This is a genomic window from Kitasatospora sp. NPDC034533, assembly GCF_055575155.1.
This window is the reverse complement of sequence record NZ_JBVITE010000075.1, coordinates 1-18,297: the sequence shown is the minus strand read 5'-3', so window position 1 is coordinate 18,297 and position 18,297 is coordinate 1. Positions and strand designations below refer to the sequence as shown.

Annotated in this window: 19 protein-coding genes; 14 read left to right on the top strand and 5 right to left on the bottom strand. The window is 71.0% G+C overall.

Features of this window, described 5'->3' with window-relative positions:
- The first annotated feature begins 242 nt into the window (after positions 1–242).
- The 11 genes from ACZ55U_RS34010 to ACZ55U_RS33960 all read left to right on the top strand — a co-directional run bounded on the left by ACZ55U_RS34010 (position 243) and on the right by ACZ55U_RS33960 (position 12,324).
- Entirely contained in the window at positions 243–1,160 is a 918-nt protein-coding gene (locus ACZ55U_RS34010; RefSeq protein ID WP_465532523.1) for a class I SAM-dependent methyltransferase, read from the top strand.
- 35 nt (positions 1,161–1,195) lie between these two features.
- Positions 1,196–2,275 carry an NAD-dependent epimerase/dehydratase family protein gene (locus ACZ55U_RS34005; RefSeq protein WP_465532521.1) on the top strand — a complete coding sequence of 360 codons (1,080 nt, stop codon included), beginning with the start codon at positions 1,196–1,198 and terminating at the stop codon, positions 2,273–2,275.
- An 84-nt stretch (positions 2,276–2,359) separates the two neighbouring features.
- On the top strand, positions 2,360–3,364 hold the full coding sequence (locus ACZ55U_RS34000) for a Gfo/Idh/MocA family protein (RefSeq protein WP_465532519.1): 1,005 nt from the start codon (positions 2,360–2,362) through the stop codon (positions 3,362–3,364).
- A gap of 17 nt (positions 3,365–3,381) precedes the next feature.
- Entirely contained in the window at positions 3,382–4,131 is a 750-nt protein-coding gene (locus ACZ55U_RS33995; RefSeq protein WP_465532517.1) for a hypothetical protein, read from the top strand.
- Positions 4,128–5,468 (top strand): hypothetical protein, encoded by a 1,341-nt coding sequence (locus ACZ55U_RS33990; RefSeq protein WP_465532515.1) that lies wholly within the window; start codon positions 4,128–4,130, stop codon positions 5,466–5,468. The genes ACZ55U_RS33995 and ACZ55U_RS33990 overlap by 4 nt, the downstream gene beginning before the upstream one ends.
- A gap of 40 nt (positions 5,469–5,508) precedes the next feature.
- Positions 5,509–6,567 (top strand): NAD-dependent epimerase/dehydratase family protein, encoded by a 1,059-nt coding sequence (locus ACZ55U_RS33985; RefSeq protein WP_465532513.1) that lies wholly within the window; start codon positions 5,509–5,511, stop codon positions 6,565–6,567.
- The gene (locus tag ACZ55U_RS33980; RefSeq protein WP_465532511.1) at positions 6,564–7,721 is read left to right on the top strand and encodes a DegT/DnrJ/EryC1/StrS family aminotransferase; all 1,158 of its coding nucleotides are present in this window, start codon (positions 6,564–6,566) and stop codon (positions 7,719–7,721) included. The genes ACZ55U_RS33985 and ACZ55U_RS33980 overlap by 4 nt, the downstream gene beginning before the upstream one ends.
- Before the next feature lie 215 nt (positions 7,722–7,936).
- Complete coding sequence (locus ACZ55U_RS33975) at positions 7,937–8,404, top strand: RpiB/LacA/LacB family sugar-phosphate isomerase (protein ID WP_465532509.1); 468 nt, start codon at positions 7,937–7,939, stop codon at positions 8,402–8,404.
- 82 nt (positions 8,405–8,486) lie between these two features.
- Positions 8,487–9,686 carry a DegT/DnrJ/EryC1/StrS family aminotransferase gene (locus tag ACZ55U_RS33970; protein WP_465532507.1) on the top strand — a complete coding sequence of 400 codons (1,200 nt, stop codon included), beginning with the start codon at positions 8,487–8,489 and terminating at the stop codon, positions 9,684–9,686.
- A 44-nt stretch (positions 9,687–9,730) separates the two neighbouring features.
- Positions 9,731–11,524, top strand: coding sequence for a B12-binding domain-containing radical SAM protein (locus tag ACZ55U_RS33965; protein ID WP_465532505.1), 1,794 nt, complete (start codon positions 9,731–9,733; stop codon positions 11,522–11,524).
- Complete coding sequence (locus tag ACZ55U_RS33960) at positions 11,521–12,324, top strand: nucleoside phosphorylase (protein WP_465532503.1); 804 nt, start codon at positions 11,521–11,523, stop codon at positions 12,322–12,324. Before ACZ55U_RS33965 ends, ACZ55U_RS33960 begins: the two co-directional genes overlap by 4 nt.
- 114 nt (positions 12,325–12,438) lie before the next feature.
- Here the strand turns inward: ACZ55U_RS33960 and ACZ55U_RS33955 are convergent, their stop codons facing one another.
- Positions 12,439–12,720, bottom strand: a complete 282-nt coding sequence (locus ACZ55U_RS33955; protein ID WP_465532501.1) for an integrase — start codon at positions 12,718–12,720, stop codon at positions 12,439–12,441.
- Positions 12,721–12,821: 101 nt separating this feature from the next.
- Here ACZ55U_RS33955 and ACZ55U_RS33950 point away from each other — a divergent pair, with 101 nt between their 5' ends.
- Together ACZ55U_RS33950 and ACZ55U_RS33945 are read left to right on the top strand one after the other, a co-directional pair.
- A complete protein-coding gene (locus tag ACZ55U_RS33950) occupies positions 12,822–13,445 on the top strand; it encodes a helix-turn-helix domain-containing protein (RefSeq protein WP_465532499.1) in 624 nt (207 codons plus the stop codon).
- Entirely contained in the window at positions 13,442–15,040 is a 1,599-nt protein-coding gene (locus ACZ55U_RS33945) for a tyrosine-type recombinase/integrase (RefSeq protein ID WP_465532497.1), read from the top strand. Before ACZ55U_RS33950 ends, ACZ55U_RS33945 begins: the two co-directional genes overlap by 4 nt.
- A gap of 93 nt (positions 15,041–15,133) precedes the next feature.
- Here the strand turns inward: ACZ55U_RS33945 and ACZ55U_RS33940 are convergent, their stop codons facing one another.
- The 3 genes from ACZ55U_RS33940 to ACZ55U_RS33930 form a co-directional block, all read right to left on the bottom strand.
- Positions 15,134–15,259: a hypothetical protein gene (locus ACZ55U_RS33940; RefSeq protein ID WP_465532495.1), complete on the bottom strand. Its 126-nt coding sequence runs from the start codon at positions 15,257–15,259 to the stop codon at positions 15,134–15,136.
- Positions 15,260–15,284: 25 nt separating this feature from the next.
- Positions 15,285–15,935 carry a hypothetical protein gene (locus ACZ55U_RS33935; RefSeq protein WP_465532493.1) on the bottom strand — a complete coding sequence of 217 codons (651 nt, stop codon included), beginning with the start codon at positions 15,933–15,935 and terminating at the stop codon, positions 15,285–15,287.
- 140 nt (positions 15,936–16,075) lie between these two features.
- Positions 16,076–17,305, bottom strand: coding sequence for an IS110 family transposase (locus ACZ55U_RS33930; protein WP_465532491.1), 1,230 nt, complete (start codon positions 17,303–17,305; stop codon positions 16,076–16,078).
- 155 nt (positions 17,306–17,460) lie between these two features.
- Here ACZ55U_RS33930 and ACZ55U_RS33925 point away from each other — a divergent pair, with 155 nt between their 5' ends.
- Positions 17,461–17,793: a helix-turn-helix domain-containing protein gene (locus ACZ55U_RS33925; protein ID WP_465532489.1), complete on the top strand. Its 333-nt coding sequence runs from the start codon at positions 17,461–17,463 to the stop codon at positions 17,791–17,793.
- 28 nt (positions 17,794–17,821) lie between these two features.
- On the opposite strand, the gene ACZ55U_RS33920 is transcribed toward ACZ55U_RS33925, so the two are convergent.
- Positions 17,822–18,232, bottom strand: coding sequence for a hypothetical protein (locus ACZ55U_RS33920; protein WP_465532487.1), 411 nt, complete (start codon positions 18,230–18,232; stop codon positions 17,822–17,824).
- Positions 18,233–18,297 lie beyond the last annotated feature (65 nt).

Here is an 18,297-nt window from a genome sequence, read left to right as displayed (position 1 = left end):
CCGTTCCCTCCCTCAACGTGGTGGTCGATCCGGCTGACGCTACTGCAGCGGTTCAGGCGCCGACAGGTAAACCGGCGGTGCTCTGGCGGTGCTCCCGACCGCACCGGCACGGCACCGGGCACGTCCCTTCCCCTCACCTGCTGCCGGCCGCAACGCTGATGTCCCAAGCCCGCCGCCACAGGCAGGCCCGGCGCCCTCTGCCTCGGGGCCGCGCAGGCGATTCCACCCGATGGGAGCGAGCGTTGACGACCGTCACCAGAGCGCAGGACTTCCGCACGCCAGGCCTGTCCCGGCTGGCCCGGCGGGTGATCCCCGCCAGGCACGCCGTCGTTACGGTCGAGGACGCTCGCTCCGCCTACTTCACCGACGCCGAGGCCCTGGAGGTCAAGCAGCGCGTCCACGACCGCTACCGCACCAACCCGAAGGCGCTGCACGACCATCTCCTGGAAGCGCTCGCCCTGCGCGGGACCGAAGAGCTTCTCGACCTGGGCTGCGGCAACGGGTTCGTTCTGGAGCGGCTGCGCCCGCACCTGGCGGCCGGCCACATCACCGGTCTCGACATCTCACCGGCCATGCTGGAGTCGGCGCGCAGGCGGATGGCCGGCGTGGCGACCCCCTGCGACTGGGTCGAGGGCAGCGCCGACAACCTCCAGACGTTCACGGACAACGACTTCGACCGGGTGATGTGCGTGTACACCGCGCACTACGTCACCGACCTCACCACACTCTTCGCTGGGGCCAGGCGCGTACTGCGGCCCGGAGGCCGGTTCCTCCTCACCACCGACCAGCCGGACTCCATGGTCGAGATGTACGACGTCCACCTGCGGGCGCTACGCGCGGTGGGCGGCCCCGACCACCTGGCCACGGCCTCGCCCAAGGCCCGAATCTCCCTCGTTAACGGCCGCCGCTTTCTCGCCCCGCACTTCGACCGGATCAGCGTCTTGGAGTGGCAGGACCAGCTCCAATTCGCGAGCCTCGATCCCTTCATGGACTTCTACCGCGCCTCCTACCACTGCTCCGCCTCCGCCGGCCCCTCCGCTGCACCGCCCGCCCTGCTCGACGCCCTGGAGGCGCACGTCGCGGGCGCCGTACGGCAAGTCATCGGCGAACGCGGCTACTTCGCCGTCACCAAGTTCTCCGGCACCCTCATCTGCTCCTGACCACCCGAACACCCCGACCCCCGAAGGAGAGCGACATGGCCCACCCCGCATCCAGCCCGCTGACGGGCGCGCGCGTCCTGGTCACCGGCGGCGCCGGCTTCATCGGCACCGCCGTCCGCGACGAGCTTCAGCGGGCCGGAGCCCGCCCCGTCCTGCTCGACGACCTGTCCGCCTACGACCCCACCGTCTACACGCTCCTGGGCACCGGCCGCAGCGACCCGGACCTGGTCTTCGGCGATGTCGGTGACGAGACCCTCGTACGCCACCTCGTCGGCGACGCCGACTTCGTCGTCCACGCCGCCGCGCACTCCACCGTCCAGGGCTGCCTCGCCGACCCGAAGAGCGCGTTCCGCTCCAACATGGCCGGCACCGACACCGTGGTGCGCGCCGTCGCCGACACCCCCGGCGTGCGCCGCCTTGTGCTGCTGTCCACCGCCCAGGTGTACGGCCACGGAGGCGCGGACGCCGGCCCGACGCGCCCACGCCTGTTCACCGAGACCCAGCCGCACCAGCCCCTCAACCCGTACGCCAGCGCCAAGTCCTGGGCCGAGCAGCACGCCCGCCAGCTCCTCCAAGCCGCCGGCCGGGACGTCGCCGTGCTGCGCCCGTTCTCCGTCTACGGCCCCGGCCAGGTGCCCAAGCCGGGGGCGGCGTCCTGGGTGGTCGCCCAGTTCGCGATGTACGCGGTGCTGGGGCAGGAACTGCTGCTCAACGGCGGCGGCGTGCAGGTGCGCGACTTCCTGTTCCGCGACGACGCCGCCGAGGCGATCGTGCGGGCGCTGACCGCCCCGGGTGCGGCCGGGCAGACGCTCAACCTGGGCACGGGCGTGCAGACGTCGGTGCGCGACGTCGCCGACCAGGTGGTCGCGCACTTCCCCGGCACCCGGATCCGCGTCGCGCCGCCCGCCGCCGGTGACCCGCTGGGCGGGCGGGCTGACACCTCGCTCATGCACTCCGCGCTGGGCTGGGCGCCCGCGGTCACCGTCGCCGACGGCATCGCCCGCTACGTCGAGTGGGTCACCGCCACGCCCCAGGCCGTGCCCGAGTGGATGCGCAACGAGAGCGCCGAGAGCCGCCTCGCCGCCTGGTCGGGTTCGGCCCCCGCCCGTTCCTGACCCCGCCGGCCCCGGTCGGGCCCGACCCACGGTGGGCCCGAGCTCACCCCACCCCCCACCTATTACCTCCTGGAAGGGACCACCATGGCAAGGAAGCTGAGGGCCGCGGTCGTCGGCCTCGGCTGGGCCGGCTCCGTCCACGCCCGCACCCTGGACGCGCTGGAGGGCGTCGACCTCGTCGCCCTGGCCGACCCGGACCCCGGCCGCCGCGCCCAGTTTCCCGGATACCGCACCGTCCCCCGCCTGCGGGACCTGCTGGTGATGGACCTCGATTACTGCGTCGTCGCCGCGCCGACCGCCGCCCACGAAGGCCTCGCGCTCCAGCTCGCCGCCGCCGGCATCCCGGCGCTCGTGGAGAAACCCCTCGCGTCCACCACAGCCGCCGCCCTGCGCATCGAAGACGCCTTCCACGCTGCCGGCCTCCTCGCCGCAGTCGGACACACCGAACGGCACACCGCCCCCGTGGCAGAACTGGCCCGGCTGCTCCAGGCTGGGGAGTTCGGCGCGCTGTGGCACATCGACGCACGCCGGCAGGGCCCCTACTCCGGCCGGATCCGCGACGTCGGAGTGACTCTCGACCTGGCCGTGCACGACCTCGACCTCGGTGCCTGGCTTGCCCGTGCACCGATCGAGTCCGTCACCGCCGACACCGTACGCATAGCCGGCCCGCACGAGGACCTCGTCACCGCCACCGCGCGCCTGGGCGGTGTGCTGCTGAACGTCCACGCCGACTGGATCAGCCCGCGCAAGGCCCGCACCGTGCAGGTCCGCACCGAAGCGGGCCTGCTGACCGCCGACGCTGTCGCTGGCACCCTCACCCTGCACGCCAACAGCGCCCCCGCCGACAAGACCGGGGCCTTCCGCGGGGTGGGCAGCGGACCGGCGGTCGCCCTGCCCGTGGCCGAGCGCCCCGCACCGTTCACCGTCCAGCACGAACTGCTGCGCGACGCCCTGCTCGGGCACGTCGGCGGCGGGCTCGTCCCCCTGGGTGATGGCGCCGCTGCGGTCGCCGCCGCCGAGGCGGTCCTCGCCTCTGCTGCGACAGGCCGCTCGACACCGGTCGCCGCCCGCCGGCTCGCCGCCGCCTGAACGCGGAGGAGGTGCCGATGCCCGCCCTGTACGAACTCGCAGCCGCCCGGCGCCTTCCGGACCACCAGCTGATGGACCGGGCCACCCTCCACTGGATCGCCGCCCACCGGCCGCTTGTCGCCTCCGGCCCGGCCGCCGCCCTCCCGCCCGGCGCCACCGCCCTGGTGCCCGCCGAGGACTGGTTCGCCGAAGCGGCACTGGCCGACACCCTCCACGGCGTGCGGCACAACGCCCGCGTCTCGGTCCTCGCCGCCGTTCTCGCCGCCCGGAACCACCTCGACGCCGGCCACACCCTGGCCCTGACCGTGGCTGCCTCCGTCCACGACTGCCGACGGCACAACGACCGCACCGACGCGGGCCACGGCGAGCGCGCCGCCCGCTGGCTCCACCGGCAGCACCACGTCGTCACCGCCGCCTTCGGCCTGCCCGACCTCACCGCCCCGCTTCTCGACGCGGCCACCATGGCCATCGCCCTGCACGACCTCCCGGCCCATGCCACACCGCCGCACCGCCGCTGCGCCGACCCCCGAGCACGGCAGGCAGCCGACCTCCTCGCCGCCGCGGACGCCCTCGACCGCTACCGCCTGCCCGCCCTGAGCTGGTGGCCCGACCCCGCCCTCGTACGCACCCCGCTGCCCCTGGAACTGCACGCCCTCGCCTTCCGGCTCGTACTGGACAGCGAACACGCCCGCCTCGACGGAGCCACCCACCACGGCGCCCTGCGCCACGCCCTCGACCTCGCCCGCCCGACCCGGGAGCAGCAGTGAACCCCGAATGGGAGTACGCCCACACCGACCACACCGCCCCCAGGCAGCGCCCCGCCCCCGCCGGGCTGGCCGACACCGAGGCCCACTGGCTCCACTACCTGCACCACGAGACCCCCAACGGCGCGCTGATGAGCCGCGGCAACGCCATGCTCGCCACCCTCTCCGGCGGCGGGCCCCTGTACCTGATGCACACCACCGCGGCCCTGGACGCCATCCGCTCCAGTGGGCAGGTCCTCGGGGCCGCCGGTTGCCTGGTCGGCGCCCTGTACTGCGCGCCTCTCGCCCCCACCACCGCCGGGCTGCGCCCCCACAACCTCGGCTCCTACCTCATGGAGACCAAGGGCCACCGCGACGTAGTCGTCATCGAGATCACCCCGCCCGCCGCCGCGCCGACCGAAGGCGTCGACTACCTACGCCTGGGCGGCATCCACCTGGACACCTACCGCGAGCAGCGGCACGCCCTGACCGCCGCCGAGGACGAACGGCTGCGGGCCTCCGTCGTACGACGCGTGCAGGACAGCGCCGGCTTCCTCGACCTGATGCTCGCCAACGCCTGCGGCACCGCCACCGACCCGGCGCAGTTCCTCGACCGCCTCTCGCACGCCATCACCGCCGTCCCCTTCCTCGGCTACCTCTACTTCGAGGTGGTGTCCGAGTACCTGATGCTCCACTCTGCCTCGGCCAAGACCCGGGCCTGCGCCGACCTCGGGGAGATGAACAACTACCTCTACAAGCGCCTGGCGTTCGCCGCCGTCCCCACCATGGACCGGCTCTTCGACCTCGCCCTGTTCCGGCCCGGCCACCGGCGGCTCACCGAACTGCTCAGCCGCATCGAACCCGCGCTCGCCGAGCAGGCCCCCGTGTACGTGCGCAGCCGCCTGTCCCACCTGTTCGCCGCCACCGCCCTGGACGCCGCCCGGGACGTGCGAACCACCACCTTCCACGACGCCCACTTCGAGGACCTCGCCGCCATCGCCCCCCGGCTGCTGGGCCAGCTCCTGTTCCGCGAGCTGCGGACCCACCCCCGCTACCCGCAGCTGTTCCCCCTCATCGAGCAGGCCAAGGCCCACGGCGCCTACGCCTACTGGAACAGCCGCCGCATCACCGCCCCGTACAACGGGGTCCTGCCCAAGGGCGAGATCGGCGTCAACCTCGCCACCCCCGCCCCCGTCACCCTCTGGACCGCCGAGACCTGCGAGCGCGGCCTGCTCCACCCCCAGGAGCGGATCGACGCCGCCCTCCACCCCCGCCTGGCCGATCTACACGGCACCGCCCTCGGCAAAGCCTCCTTCGCCCAGCCCGCCGAAGACCGGCCCGCGCTCCAGCCCGCCCACTGACCCCCGCCCCACACTCCGACACGAGACAAGGACCACCACCATGCGCATCACGCTGCTCGGCGGCGCCGGCTACATCGGCACCGTCGCCGCCCACCGCCTCACCGACCTCGGCCACCACGTCACCGTCGTGGACGGCCTCATCTACCGACCCGGCGACGACCCGGCCGACCTCCTGCCCTCCGGCGCCGACTTCATCCGCGCCGACCTCCGCGACCCGAAGGCGCTGGGCACCGCCGCCGACGGCGCGGACGCGGTGGTGCACCTCGGCGGCCTGGTCGGAGAACCGGCCTGCGCGGGCGACGAGCAGCTCGCCGTCGAACTCAACTACGCCTCGCCGGTCCTGGCCGCCGAGGCCGCCCTCACGATGGGCGTCCCGCACTACGTGTTCTTCTCCTCCTGCAGTGTCTACGGCAGCCGCGAGGGCGTCGTCGACGAGGACACCGCCCCCAACCCGCTCGGTATCTACGCCCGCACCAAGGTCCTCGCCGAACGCCGCCTGGCCGGCCTGTTCGCCGGCGCCGGGGCGCTGACCGTGCTGCGGCTGGCGACCGTCCACGGCCTCTCCCCGCGCCCGCGTTTGGACAGCGTCGCCAACAAGATGACCGCCCGGGCGGCCGCGACCGGCCGTATCCCGCTCAACGGCGGCTCGCAGCGCCGCCCCCTGGTCCACGTCCGCGACGTCGCCGACGTCTTGGCCGCCGTCCTCACCAGCCCGCAGGACATGGTGCTGAACGTCGGCGCCGACGCGGAGAACTACACCATCGGCGAGATCGCCCACACCGTGGCGGCGACGGTGGCCGGCTCGGGCATCGACTACGGGCCGGAACGGGACGAGGCGGACGCCCGCGACTACCGCACGAGCTTCGCCCGCCTGGAGACGCTGCTGCCCGGTGCCTGCCGGCGCACCCTGGCCGACGGCGTCGCCGAGATCGCCGCCGCGGTCGCCTCCGGCCGGCTCGGCGACGTGGACGCGCCCGACTACGACAACCACCGCGGTCTGCTCGCCGCCCGCAGCACCGGGCGCCTCGCCGTCACCCAGACCGCGGACTGTCTGCGCCTGCACACCGAGTACACCCACGCCGACTGGAGCGCCAAGTGACCACCGCCACCACCCCCGTGCTCGCTCCACTGCCCTGGAACCGGCCCCTGATCGGCGAGGACGACATCGCCAGCGTCGTCGCCACCCTCCGCTCCGGGTGGCTCACCCATGGCCCCAACGCCAGCGCGTTCGAGCAGGCCGTCCGTGAGGACCTCGGCGTCGCCGACGCCTTCGCCGTCTCCTCGTGCACCGCCGCGCTGCACCTGGCTCTCCTCGCCGCCGGCATCGGGCCCGGCGACGAGGTGATCACCCCCAGCCTCACCTTCTGCGCTTCCCCCAACGCCATGCTGAACACCGGAGCCCGGCCAGTGTTCGTCGACGTCGAGCCCACCACCCTCAACATCGACCCGGAAGCCGTCCGGTCCGCGATCACCCCGCGCACCAAGGCCATCGTCGCCATGCACTACGGCGGCCACCCCTGCGACCTGCGAGCGCTACGCCGCCTCGCCGACGAGCACAGCCTGCTGCTCGTCGAGGACGCCGCCCACGCCCTACTGGCCTGGCGCGACGGCCTGCGCGCTGGCAGCGTCGGCGACCTCGCCGTGTTCTCCTTCTACGCCAATAAGGTCCTCACCAGCGGCGAAGGCGGCATGCTGGTTGGCCGCGCCGACCTGGTCGCCAAGGCCCGCCTGCTGGGCCGCCACGGCATCGACTCCTCCGCATGGAAGCGCCACGGCAAGGGCAACACCGCCGACTACGACGTCACCGTGCCCGGCCTCAAGTACGTGATGTCCGACTTGAACGCCTCCCTCGGCCTCTCCCAGCACCGCAAGCTGCCCGCGTTCACCGCCCGCCGCGCCGAGATCGCCGACTCCTACGCCACTGGCCTCACCGACCTACCGGGCCTCACGACGCCTACCGTCCTTCACGGTGTCCGGCACGGCTGGTTCCTGTATCCGGTCCTCGTGGACCCCGATGTCGCGCCCCTTGACCGCACCTGCCTCGCCGAACGCCTCCAGGCCGAGCACCAGATCGCCACGAGCATCCACTTCCGGCCCGTCCATGCCCTCCAGGCGTACCGCGACACCGCCCGCCACCCGCTGCCGGTCACCGAACGCGCCGCCGCCCGGCAGCTGTCCCTGCCCTGCTACCCGGCCATGACCGACCACGACGTCGACCGCGTGATCAGCGCCATCCGCGCACAGTGGACCTGAGCACCCCCGCCCGCAACCCGCCGGGGCCCGGCCGCCGGCCTAGCGCACCCGGGCCCCGACAGGAAGCCACCAACCTGGTGCTCTGGCGCTGCTCCCCAGAGCACCAGGAGGGCAGCGCCTCCGCCCCTTCCCGCACCCCCGCCGCACCGGGGATCGTGGACCCGCCGCGCTTCCTGCGGACACCCACCACCCCACCGCCCACGGGAGGCCGCGCCATGCCAGGAGACCTCCGCATCGCGCTCGGATCGGACCGGGCCGGCAGCAGCCACCGGACCGCCCTGCGCACCGAACTCGCCGCGAACACCCTCGTCGCCGAGATCATCGACATCCCCAGCGGCGCCGCCGGGCACCACCGCCCCTACCCGGACGTCGCCCTCGCCGCCGCCCAGCTCGTCGCCACCGGCGCCGCCGACCGCGCGCTGCTCATCTGCCACACCGGCCTCGGCATGGCCATCGCTGCCACCAAGGTGCGCGGCGTGCGGGCCGTCACCGCCCACGACCCGTACAGCATTCAGCACGCCGTCCTGTTCAACGACGCACAGATCCTGTGCCTCGGCCAGGCGATCGTCGATCCCGTCACCGCAACCGACCTGGTCCGCCAGTGGCTCGGCCTGCGCTTCGACCCCAATACCAAAGCCGCACGGCGCATCGCTGCCATCACGCGGTTCGAACAGCGCACCTGACACCGTCACAGCTCCGTCCTTGCCCATCCGATACAGGCCGGCCCGCCGCATTCGCGCGCCGGCTTCCCTGGAGCGATGTCCCATGCCCACCAACGCCCGTACCGCCCCCCGCACCACCACCGGCCTGCGCTGGCCCATCGAACCCCGGCAGGGCGGCTGGTACACCGATGCCGAACACACCGCACTCCAGAACGCCTTCGAGGATTCCGCCTCCTGGCGCACCGGCTGGAAGGGACCCCAAGTCGCCCAGTTCGAGGCCGCCTTCGCCACCCGCTCCGGCACCGCCGCGGCCGTCTCCTTCAACAGTGGCGGCACGGCCCTGGAGATGGTGCTGCGTGCGCTCGACCTCCGCCCGGGCGACGAGGTCATCTCCTGCGCCCTCAACTTCGTCGGCACGCACCTTCCGGTTATCAACCAGGGCGGCACCCTCGTCCTCGCCGAACCCGACCCCCTCACCCTGAACCTCGACCCAGCGGACACGGAGCAGCGCATCACCACGCGCACTCGCGCCATCGTGCTCACCCACTGGAACGGGCACGTCGCCGACGTCCGCCCCTTCCTCGACGCCGCTGCCCGCCGTCCCCACCCCGTCCACGGGCCGGCCCGCGTCATCGTCGACGCCGCCCGGGCCTGCGGCGGCACCGCCCCCTCCGGGGCTCCGGTGGGCAGCGAGGGCTGGGCCACGATGTTCAGTTTCGAATCGAAGAAGCTGATGACCACCCTCGGCCAGGGCGGCATGGTCACCACCGACGACCTCGACCTCGCCGAACGCCTACACCGCCTGCGCACCTACGGCGGGCGAGACCAGTGGGGCACGAACCAGATGCTGACCAAGGCCCAGGCAGCCGTCGGCCTGGTTCAGCTGCGACGCCTCGACGAGATGAACGACGCTCGCATCACCCGCGCCCACCGCCGTACCCAACTGCTCGACGGGATCCCTCACCTCGCGCTGCCGCCCATCGTCCACGGCCGGCGGCACCTCTACTACCGCTACAACCTCCTCGTCCCCGACCGGTGGGCCGGTCGGGGACGCGATCTGCTCATGGAGACCCTGGCCGCCACCCACGGTGTCGGCAGCCTCATCAACGACCCGCTCACCTACGACGGCCACCAGTTCATCCGCGACCGCACCGCCGGACAGCGCTGCCTGCGCGCCGAGCAGCTCGCCGCACGACTGCTATGCCCCGTTCTGCACCCGCTGATCAGCAAGGGCGAGGAGAGCCTGATCTGCCAGGCGATCCGCGACGCCACCGAGCACGTCGCGGACGTGCTCGACAGCTAAACACCGCCCCTCCCGACCGCCCCTTCCCTCCGACGGAGCCATCCATGTCCGTGCTCGCCGCAGAAACCGCCGCCATCCGAGCCAGCGAAACCCCTTTCGCCGGCCCCTACCCGACCGACCGCCCCGACAGCGCCCTGCGCGTGGTCTTCCTCATCCCCTACGGCCACGCTTACTCGCTGATGTGCAACGGGCCGATGAGCCTGTACGACCTCGTGAACCGCACCGTCGACATCCCCGCGTACGCCGAACGCGCTCTCCAGTACGACAACCTCGTCAGGGACGGGAACCGACTCACCACCCCCGGCGGCGAGCCCTACCGCACCATCGAATCCGCCGCGCCGGTCAACCAGGCCAACATCGTCGGTGTCTCCGTCACCAACTCCGGTGACCTCCACAGTGTCCTGCGCCTGCTCGACCTCGCCGGAATCCCCCGGCGCAGCGCCGACCGGATCCCCGGCATCCACCCGCTGGTGGTCGGCGGCAACGCAGGCTTGGCCAACCCGGAGGTCCTCGCTGACTACCTGGACGTCGTGGCCATGGGCGAGGCCGAGGTCTCGTTCGCCGAACTCCTTCGTACCCTCCACACGCACCCGCGGACCGCGGACAACGACCGGCTCGTGGAGATCTCCCGGATCCCCGGCCTGTACGTGCCCGCGCTTTACGAGTACGACTTCGCCCCTGGCGGCGGTGTCCTGGCGGTTCGGCCCAAGGCTCCCACCGTACCGGCCACCGTCAACACCCAGTTCCTCGAACTGCGGGACCTGCACGACTCGCACTTCACCTACCCGATCACCGATGGCACCGCCGCTGGCCTGATCCCGGTGCTCGGTTGCAAGCACAGCTGCCACTTCTGCACCCTCGGCGTACCCCCGTTCCGCGAGGTCCCCATCGAGATCCTCACGGCCTACCTCGACCGCGTCGAAGAGCTCAACGTCGAGCGCATCATCATCAGCGCCCCGACCTTCACCCAGTACCGGAGGCGGGAAGAACTCCTCAACCGGATCCGCGCCTACTCCGACCGGGCCGCCCAGCGCGGCGTCAAGGTCTCCACCATCATCGGCTCCGTCCGTGCCGACGAGATGACCTCCGACTACCTGCGCGACATCAACGAACTGGGGAACTTCGGGCACCTGTTCACCGAGCTGAACCTCACCCAGGCCCGTGGCATCATCACGATCGCCCCCGAGTTCGCCTCTGCGGAACTCCTCGATATCTACTACAAGACCATGCGCCCGGAACGCGTCAACAAGACCATCGAGCAGTGCCGCGGCACCGTCATCAACACCGTCATGCTCTACTTCATCGTCGGCGCGCCCGGCGAACGCCCTGAGGACCGCCTCGCCATCGCGGACCGTGCCAAGGAGATCCGGGAACTCCTCGACCGGCCCGACGCAGCCGTGATCGTCAAGCTCCATGGGTTCATGCCCAAGCCCGGGACGCCTGGCCAGCGCCTGCGCATGGCCGACCCCGAAGCCCTCGACCGGTACGGCGACGAGATCGCGGCCAGGCTGCGCGACCTGGTTGGCCAGAGCGACTTCGACCAGCATTACCGCGTGCAGTTCGGCGAGAAGAGCCGCCTGTACCTGGAGGCCATCTGCTTGCGGGGCGACCGCCGAGTCGGACACGTCCTCGAGGACCTCTACGACAACGGGATGGACCCCACCGACCTGCCCAGGGACGTCCTGGTCGACACCCTGGCGGCCCACGGCCTCGACTTCGCGCGACACCTGCGGCACATGGACGACCCGGTGCTGCCTTGGCACGTATTCAACGACGTCGACCCCAAGACGGAGCAGGCCCTCATCAACGCTCTCAACAACAGGTCGGGCTCGCAGTGACCGAGCCGCTTGCGCTTTCGTACCCCGGCCACCCTGGCAAGTTTTCCCTGCCCTCCGTCACCGACCCGGCTGACCACGCCGCATACGTCCGCACCCGCCACCCGGACGCCGACCTCTCCATTGCGTCCGGCGCTGTCCTGATCTACCAAAGCTCCCTAGCCGAGCACATCCGCACCGCCTACCGCCTGCGCGGCCTGGGACGGTGGGCGTCCGGCGTTCTCCACCTCACCGACGACCGAGTTGTCCTCTGCACCGGGTTCGGCCGCGGCGCACCGGCGGCCGCGCTCCTACTCGAACAGCTCATCGCCCTCGGCATCCGCCGCGTCATCACCGTCGGCACCGCTGCCGCCCTCCAACCAGACCTGTCGCCCGGAACCCTCGTCGTCGCCCAGCAGGCGTACCGCGACGAGGGCACGTCCCATCACTACCTCCCCCCAGGTCGCACCGTAGCGGCATCGTCACGGCTCAGCGAAGCCCTCCGGTCAGATCTGACCGAAGCGGTACTCCCCGTGAAGTGCGGCGCGACATGGACCACCGATGCGCTCTACCGCGAGACCGGCGAAGAAGTCCGTGTCTATGGCTCTCAGGGCGTGCTGACAGCCGACATGGAAGCCGCAGGAGTCCTGGCGGTCGCCCAGCACAGGGGCATTGACGCCGCAATCAGCCTGGTCGTCGCCGACTCCCTAGTCCACCGCACGCCGCGCGCGGATCATCCGGACACATGCCGCGGGCTCGAACGCTCGCTGGCTGCGGCGGTGACGACATTGAACGGGCTACGGCGCAACCGAAGCCGTTGCTGAGGCCCAGCTGGCATCCCGCCCCGCTCTGAAGGGCGACACCGCTCGCGCAGCCTTCCGCCGGCAACGTGGGCGGGCACGCGGCCGAGAACGGGTCGAAGGAAACGGCTCTCCAGCTCATGCGGCAAGTGAAGCACCCGCTCGCTGCCGAGCGGGAACCTCGACCTGGTCGGGCACGGTGAGGCCCAGGAGCTTGGCGACCTCGATGGTCGAGACGCGGTATGCACGGCCGGCGCGGATCAGCGGCACGGGGTACTGCCCGCTACGGGCGAGGGCATAGCCCGTCGTGCGGCCGAGGCCGAGGGCTTGGTTGGCGGTGTCCAGGGTGACGCAGGTCGGGAGGTTGATCAGTTCAGCGATGGTCATGGCGGAACGGAACTCACCGGTACGGGCTTCCATGGGGACCTCCTGAGCGCGTTTGCAATGCCGGTGTTCCCCGACAGAGAAATTGGTATCACATGCTCAGCACGTGAGCAGAAGACATGGAATACTGCCCAGATATGGAGCAGAGTGAATGGAGTGCGACCCTGGCGGCCGCGACAGGCGCCGCCATCAGGAATCGCCGCAAGGCCCTGGGCCTGAGCGCGGACGCGCTCGCGAAGCGATGTGTTGATCTCGGCGTCGCCATGAGCCGTCAGGCCATCTCCCGGATGGAGACCGGGCACCGAGAGCTGAGCCAGAGCGAGGTTCTGATCCTCGCCCGCGCTCTGGCGACGCCGCCGGTCGCCCTGGTCATCCCGCTGGAGCAGGGCCCGACCTTCCATGTCACTCCCCGGCTTGAGCTCCCGACCGCAGAAGCTCTCGCCTGGGCCACCGGCGAAGAACCGAACGAATCCGACAACGGGCCCCATGCCGTGCTCACCGCTCTCCGTCGACACAACCGGCTCGTGCGCATCGCCTTGCTGTCGACCAGGCAGGCAGAGGAGCGGCGGCGCGACGCACAGCTCGCTGACCCAGACGACTACGCACGAATCAACGAGACCGCCAGGCAGATGGAGGACGTTGCCCACCGTGATCACGTGGACGTCGCGGCCGCTCGTCGTCGCCTGCGCGACCTGAACGCCTGCCCGCCGCCTCTGCCGCCCGAGATCGCGTTCGTCGACCCCGTTGCGGAGGTCTCGTGAAGCCCCTGAAAGGCGCCGTCAACCGCCGCTGCGGTTGCCGTAATCCGGAGACCGGCCTCCAATGGGGCACTTCGTGTCCGAAGCGGCGAAACTCCCGCCATGGCCTCTGGTACGTCGACCAGGAGCTGGCTCCCGGGCGGACAGAGGATGGCCTCGACCGTCGCCGCCGCTACCGCAAGTCCGGCTTCGAGACCAGCGCCAAGGCGACCACCCACCTGAACTCGGTCAAGGCCCTTCTGGCGATAGCCGGCGACGACGCGACCGCGCGCGTCACAATCAGCGACCTGCTGGAGCAGTGCGCAAAACACGACAAGCCTCTCCCCGACTACGACGACCTGCGCCAGCGGCACCAGGACCAGCAGGACCTCGCCTCGGAGATGACCGTCGGGCAGTGGCTCGACAAGTGGCTCAAGGGCAAGAAGTCGCTCCGCCCCCGCGGTGCCGAGCGCTACGAGGTGGACATCCGCTGCCACCTCAAGCCCCATCTCGGCGACCTGAACGTACGCAAATTGCGCGTGGACCACGTCACGGAGATGTTCGACGCCATCGCGTCGATGAACATCGAGATCGAGGCGAACAACAAGGCCCGTCGCGCCCTCCTTGACCTGCTCAAGACGGTGCCCAACAAGGGGCGGGAGGAACGGGCTCGCCGCAAGGAACTCCGCGAGCAGGTGGCCCAGATGCCGCCGTTTCGCCGGCCGACTAAGGCACCCACCCACCGGAACATCCTCGCGACCCTGCGAGCGGCGCTGAACGTCGCGATCGGCCAGAAGCTGATCCCGCCGTTCAACCCCTGCGAGTTCGTCGAGCTGGAACGCTACGACAACCCCAAGGCGCTGTTGTGGACTCCGGAACGCATCGAGCACTGGCGGCGCACCGGCGATAAGCCCTCGCCGGTGATGGTCTGGACGCCCGAGCAGGTCGGCGAGTTCCTCGACTTCCTGGTGTCCATCGACCACCGCCTCTACGCGCTGTTCCACGTGATCGCCTTCCGCGGACTTCGCCGGGGCGAGGCGTGCGGCCTGCGCTGGACCGACATCGACTGGAAGAACAAGCAGTTCACCGTCGTCGAGCAACTCGGCCAGGACGGCTGGGAGATCCTGCCCGGCGCACCCAAGACCAGGTCCGGCTTCCGCACGGTCGCCATGGACGTCGAGACCGCCGACATCCTGCGCGACCAGAAGCGCCGGCAGGCCAAGGAACTCCTCGCTGCCGGTGCGGCGGCCGCCAACGTGGACGGGCGGTGCTTCACCGAAGCCGACGGTACGTGGCAGCACCCGGGCAAGCTCACCGACCTGTTCGAAGCCCTGGTCAAGCAGTGCGGTCTGCCCCCGATCCGGCTCCACGACCTTCGCCACGTCGCCGCAACCCTGGCCCTGTCCGCCAAGGTCGACATCAAGATCATCTCTGAAATGCTCGGCCATTCGAGCACGACCATCACCCGCGACATCTACCAGACCGTCATGAAGGAACTGGCCTACGAAGCGGCCGAAGCCGTCGTCGCCATCGTTCCGCGCACCCGCCGTCGCACGGCCGCCTACAGCGGCGAGGCCGCAGCCGCCGCGCTCGCCAGCTTCTCCGGCTCCAGCGCCTGATCCGCTCGCCCTGGATGCGGTTGGGCCCGGTCCTCCGACCGGGCCCAACCGCATCCACACGAGAGGCCGCCCGCCTTGTCCGGGATCAGCTGGTCAGCCGATCACCACGGCCGTTGCATCGTCACGGTAGACCGCCGCGTCCGGGACGGCGGCGACCACGAGCGCCTCGGCCAGAGCCTGCGGATCGGCCTGGTGCTCGTTCGTCAGGACGTCGATCACGTCGGGCGGTGCCTGGTCACGGATGCTACTGGCCAGCCACGAGAGCGTCGCGAACGACCTCCTGGACGGGGGACCACGTGTTGGCCTGTTCCAAGGCGTAGTTCCAGTGCCCCGTCGGGTTCGTGCTGAGGTGCTGGTAACCGGATCGGCCGTGTCGGCTGTACGCCAGTGCCGCAACCGTCCGTAGGTCTACCCGCGATCCCCGTGCTCGGTGGGCGAGCGCGACGACCCGCATCAGGGCGTTACGGTTTCCCCGGGCGAGCAGCTGCACCGTCATGTCCGATGAGATGGCGTGGACCCCTCCTCGGCGGCGCTGGCCGCCGAGCACTGTGCCGATGCTGGGACCACCGAGGTGGTGGGCCTGCCTGTCGGGCGCGGTCGCGGCGAGCGCGGCGTGGACGGCCAGGGTGGCCGCGAGTGCGTTGTCCTGGGCGACTTGCAGCCAGGGGTTGTCGGCGCTGCGGCTGTCCGGCGGCACCGGCAGGCCGGCCTGCTCGGCCGTGCGGAAGAGGGTGGCGGGCTCCGAGACGACTCGCAGCCAGGCCCCACGTACAGCGCCGTCCGGCGGTGCCGCCCAGGCGCGCGCCCGGGTGATCCAATCGCCGTCGCGGGGCGGCTCTTCGGCGAGGTGGCGGCAGAGGTCGGTAAGGTAGGTCTCGTCCAGCAGGTCGTGCATCGCGCTCGCCTTTCTTGAGGCCGGTGGTGGCCGTGGTTCGGCCGAGAGGCGGCCGGGGTGCCGTACCCGCTTAAGGGCTCGATGGCCCGGGGTCAATCTTCAGGCGTGTCCCCGGCCGCCCGTCGGCGGCGCCACGACCATCAGTCGCCGGAGCCGTGCGGCCAAGCGGCTTCCTCGCGGTAGTGCTCGTTCTCGGCGAGGCAGTGGTGCAGGCAGGCCAGAAGCCGGCCGAAGGTGTGCCGCAGCGCAGCGGTGTGCCGGTCGCCCACGGCGCGACGGCGGTCATAGTGGGCTCGGGCTCCGGGTGATCGGCCGATCGCGGAGAACGCCCAGTAGTGGCCGGCGGCCTTGAGGTGGTTGTTGGCACCGTGTCTACGGTGGAAGACCAATCGGCTGGTGCTGCTCGTCCAGGTGAGCGGGGCGGCACCGGCATACCCTCGCAGTCCGCGCGCGGTGGCGAAACGGCCGGGCGCGTCCCCGATCTCGGCCAGCAACCGTGGTCCGGTAAGTCGGCCGACCCCGGGGAAACTCCGGTAGATGTCGGCCTGGGGGTGGCGGTCGAAGGCCTCCACGGCGAGGTTCGCCAGGTGCTCCGCGTGGTCGGTGGCGGCGTTCAGCAGGCTGACCGATACCCTCACCTCCTCGCCCATCGCCTCCTCCAGCAGTAACGACTGCTTCAGGACCGGCCGCCGAAACTCGACGACGAGCCGGGCGGCGTGGTCGTCGAGGTTCCGGGTCCGGCCTCCGGCTGCCAGAAGGTCGTACAGGCGCCTCTTGCTCAGCCGTGCGGCCGACCGACTCGTGGGCGCCGCCGCGATCACCTCGCGGGCCTCGCCCCGTGCGATGCCATCCGGCAGGTGCGCCCAGGCGGCCAGCGCGGCCGGATGCACAAGCCTCAGCTGCGAGCGCAACCTCAGCAGGTGGAACTGGCGTGTCCGGAGCGCCTTGACCTGTGCCCGAGCCAGGGCCCGGACCGCGTCGGCCAGCTCGGAGTTCTGGGGCAGGACCCGGTGGTTGTGTCCGCCCGTCCGCAGGATGTCGGCCAGAAGGGCCGCATCTGCCTTGTCGGACTTGGACCTCGCGGCGCCGGTCCTACCGCGGTAGGCGGCAACCACCAACGGTGGCACCACCACGACGGGTTGCCCTGCCTGGCGCAGGGCGGCGACCAGCAGGCTGTGCTCGGTCTCGATCGCGATGGGAACGCGGCGCCGGCTGTGCTGGTGGCTGGCCCGTAGGCCGGAGAGGGTGCGCAGGACCTCCCGCACGCCTTCCGGCGTCTCGGCCACCCGTGCCGTCGCGATCACCTCCCCGTGGTGATCCACGACCGCGAGGTCGTTCCACTTCTCCGACCAGTCGATCCCCGCGTACATGGCCCCAAGGCGACCGCCCACGACACCCCCATCCAGGTCAACCAAACACCCGTACTGGTAAATACATTTACCACAGCCAGGGCGAGCGTCCCACTGCCGGGTGGCAGGGGAGAATCAGGGGGTCAGCGATGGAGGAAACGGAATGGGAGGGGTGCATGCCCCGGGGCCCTCGGCACCAGCCTCCCGCGCACTACGTCGCCTCGGGCTCATGGCCGGACGTCACCCTCGCTTCGGACGCACCGCCGAGCGCCCTGATCGGTTGGGAGTTCGCCCGGAATCTGCACGCCGCGATGGAGGCCGCTCAGCTCACCGACCGCGCGGTGGCGAAGGCGGCCGGCCTATCCCATCCGACCATCGGGCACATCAAGCGCGGCGAAGTGCTGCCCGACCTCGGCACGATCCTCCTCCTGGAGATGGCGACCGGGACTTCCCTCTACCCCGCCGACCTGCACCGCAGGCTGTCCGGCCTCCCGCCCGAGAGTTCTTAGAGGGTGTTCTGTGAGACTTCGCCGGAGTTCAGCTCTGGATGGCCGGTGTCGGGTTGGTGAGGGTGAACAGGCCGGGCTCGGGTTCGGTGAGGATGCCGCGGCTGACCAGGCGTTTCAGCTTGGCGCGGGTGCCTTCGACATGCCGTGGCTCGGGGGCGAGGCCGATCGCCTGGCAGACGTCTTTGGCCCGGAGTCCTTCCTCCGATGCCTCGACGACGGCCAGGATCGCGCGGTATCCGGGCGCCAGCGCCTCTGGCGGCTCTGTGCCTGTCTCGGCCGCCAGTTCCAGGATGGTCTCCCGGGTGATCTCCAGACGATTCAAGGTGTCTTCGGCGGCCGCGAGTTGTTCGGTGAGACGAGCGATCTGCTCACGCAGTTGTTGAGCTGTCTCGCGAACGAGCCGCTGCCGGGACTCGATTTTGTCCAGGAGTTCCCTCATCGATGCTCCTGCCGGTCACAGGCGGCGATGCTACGGTGGCGGATCACGCCAGGTCGGGGTGGCGG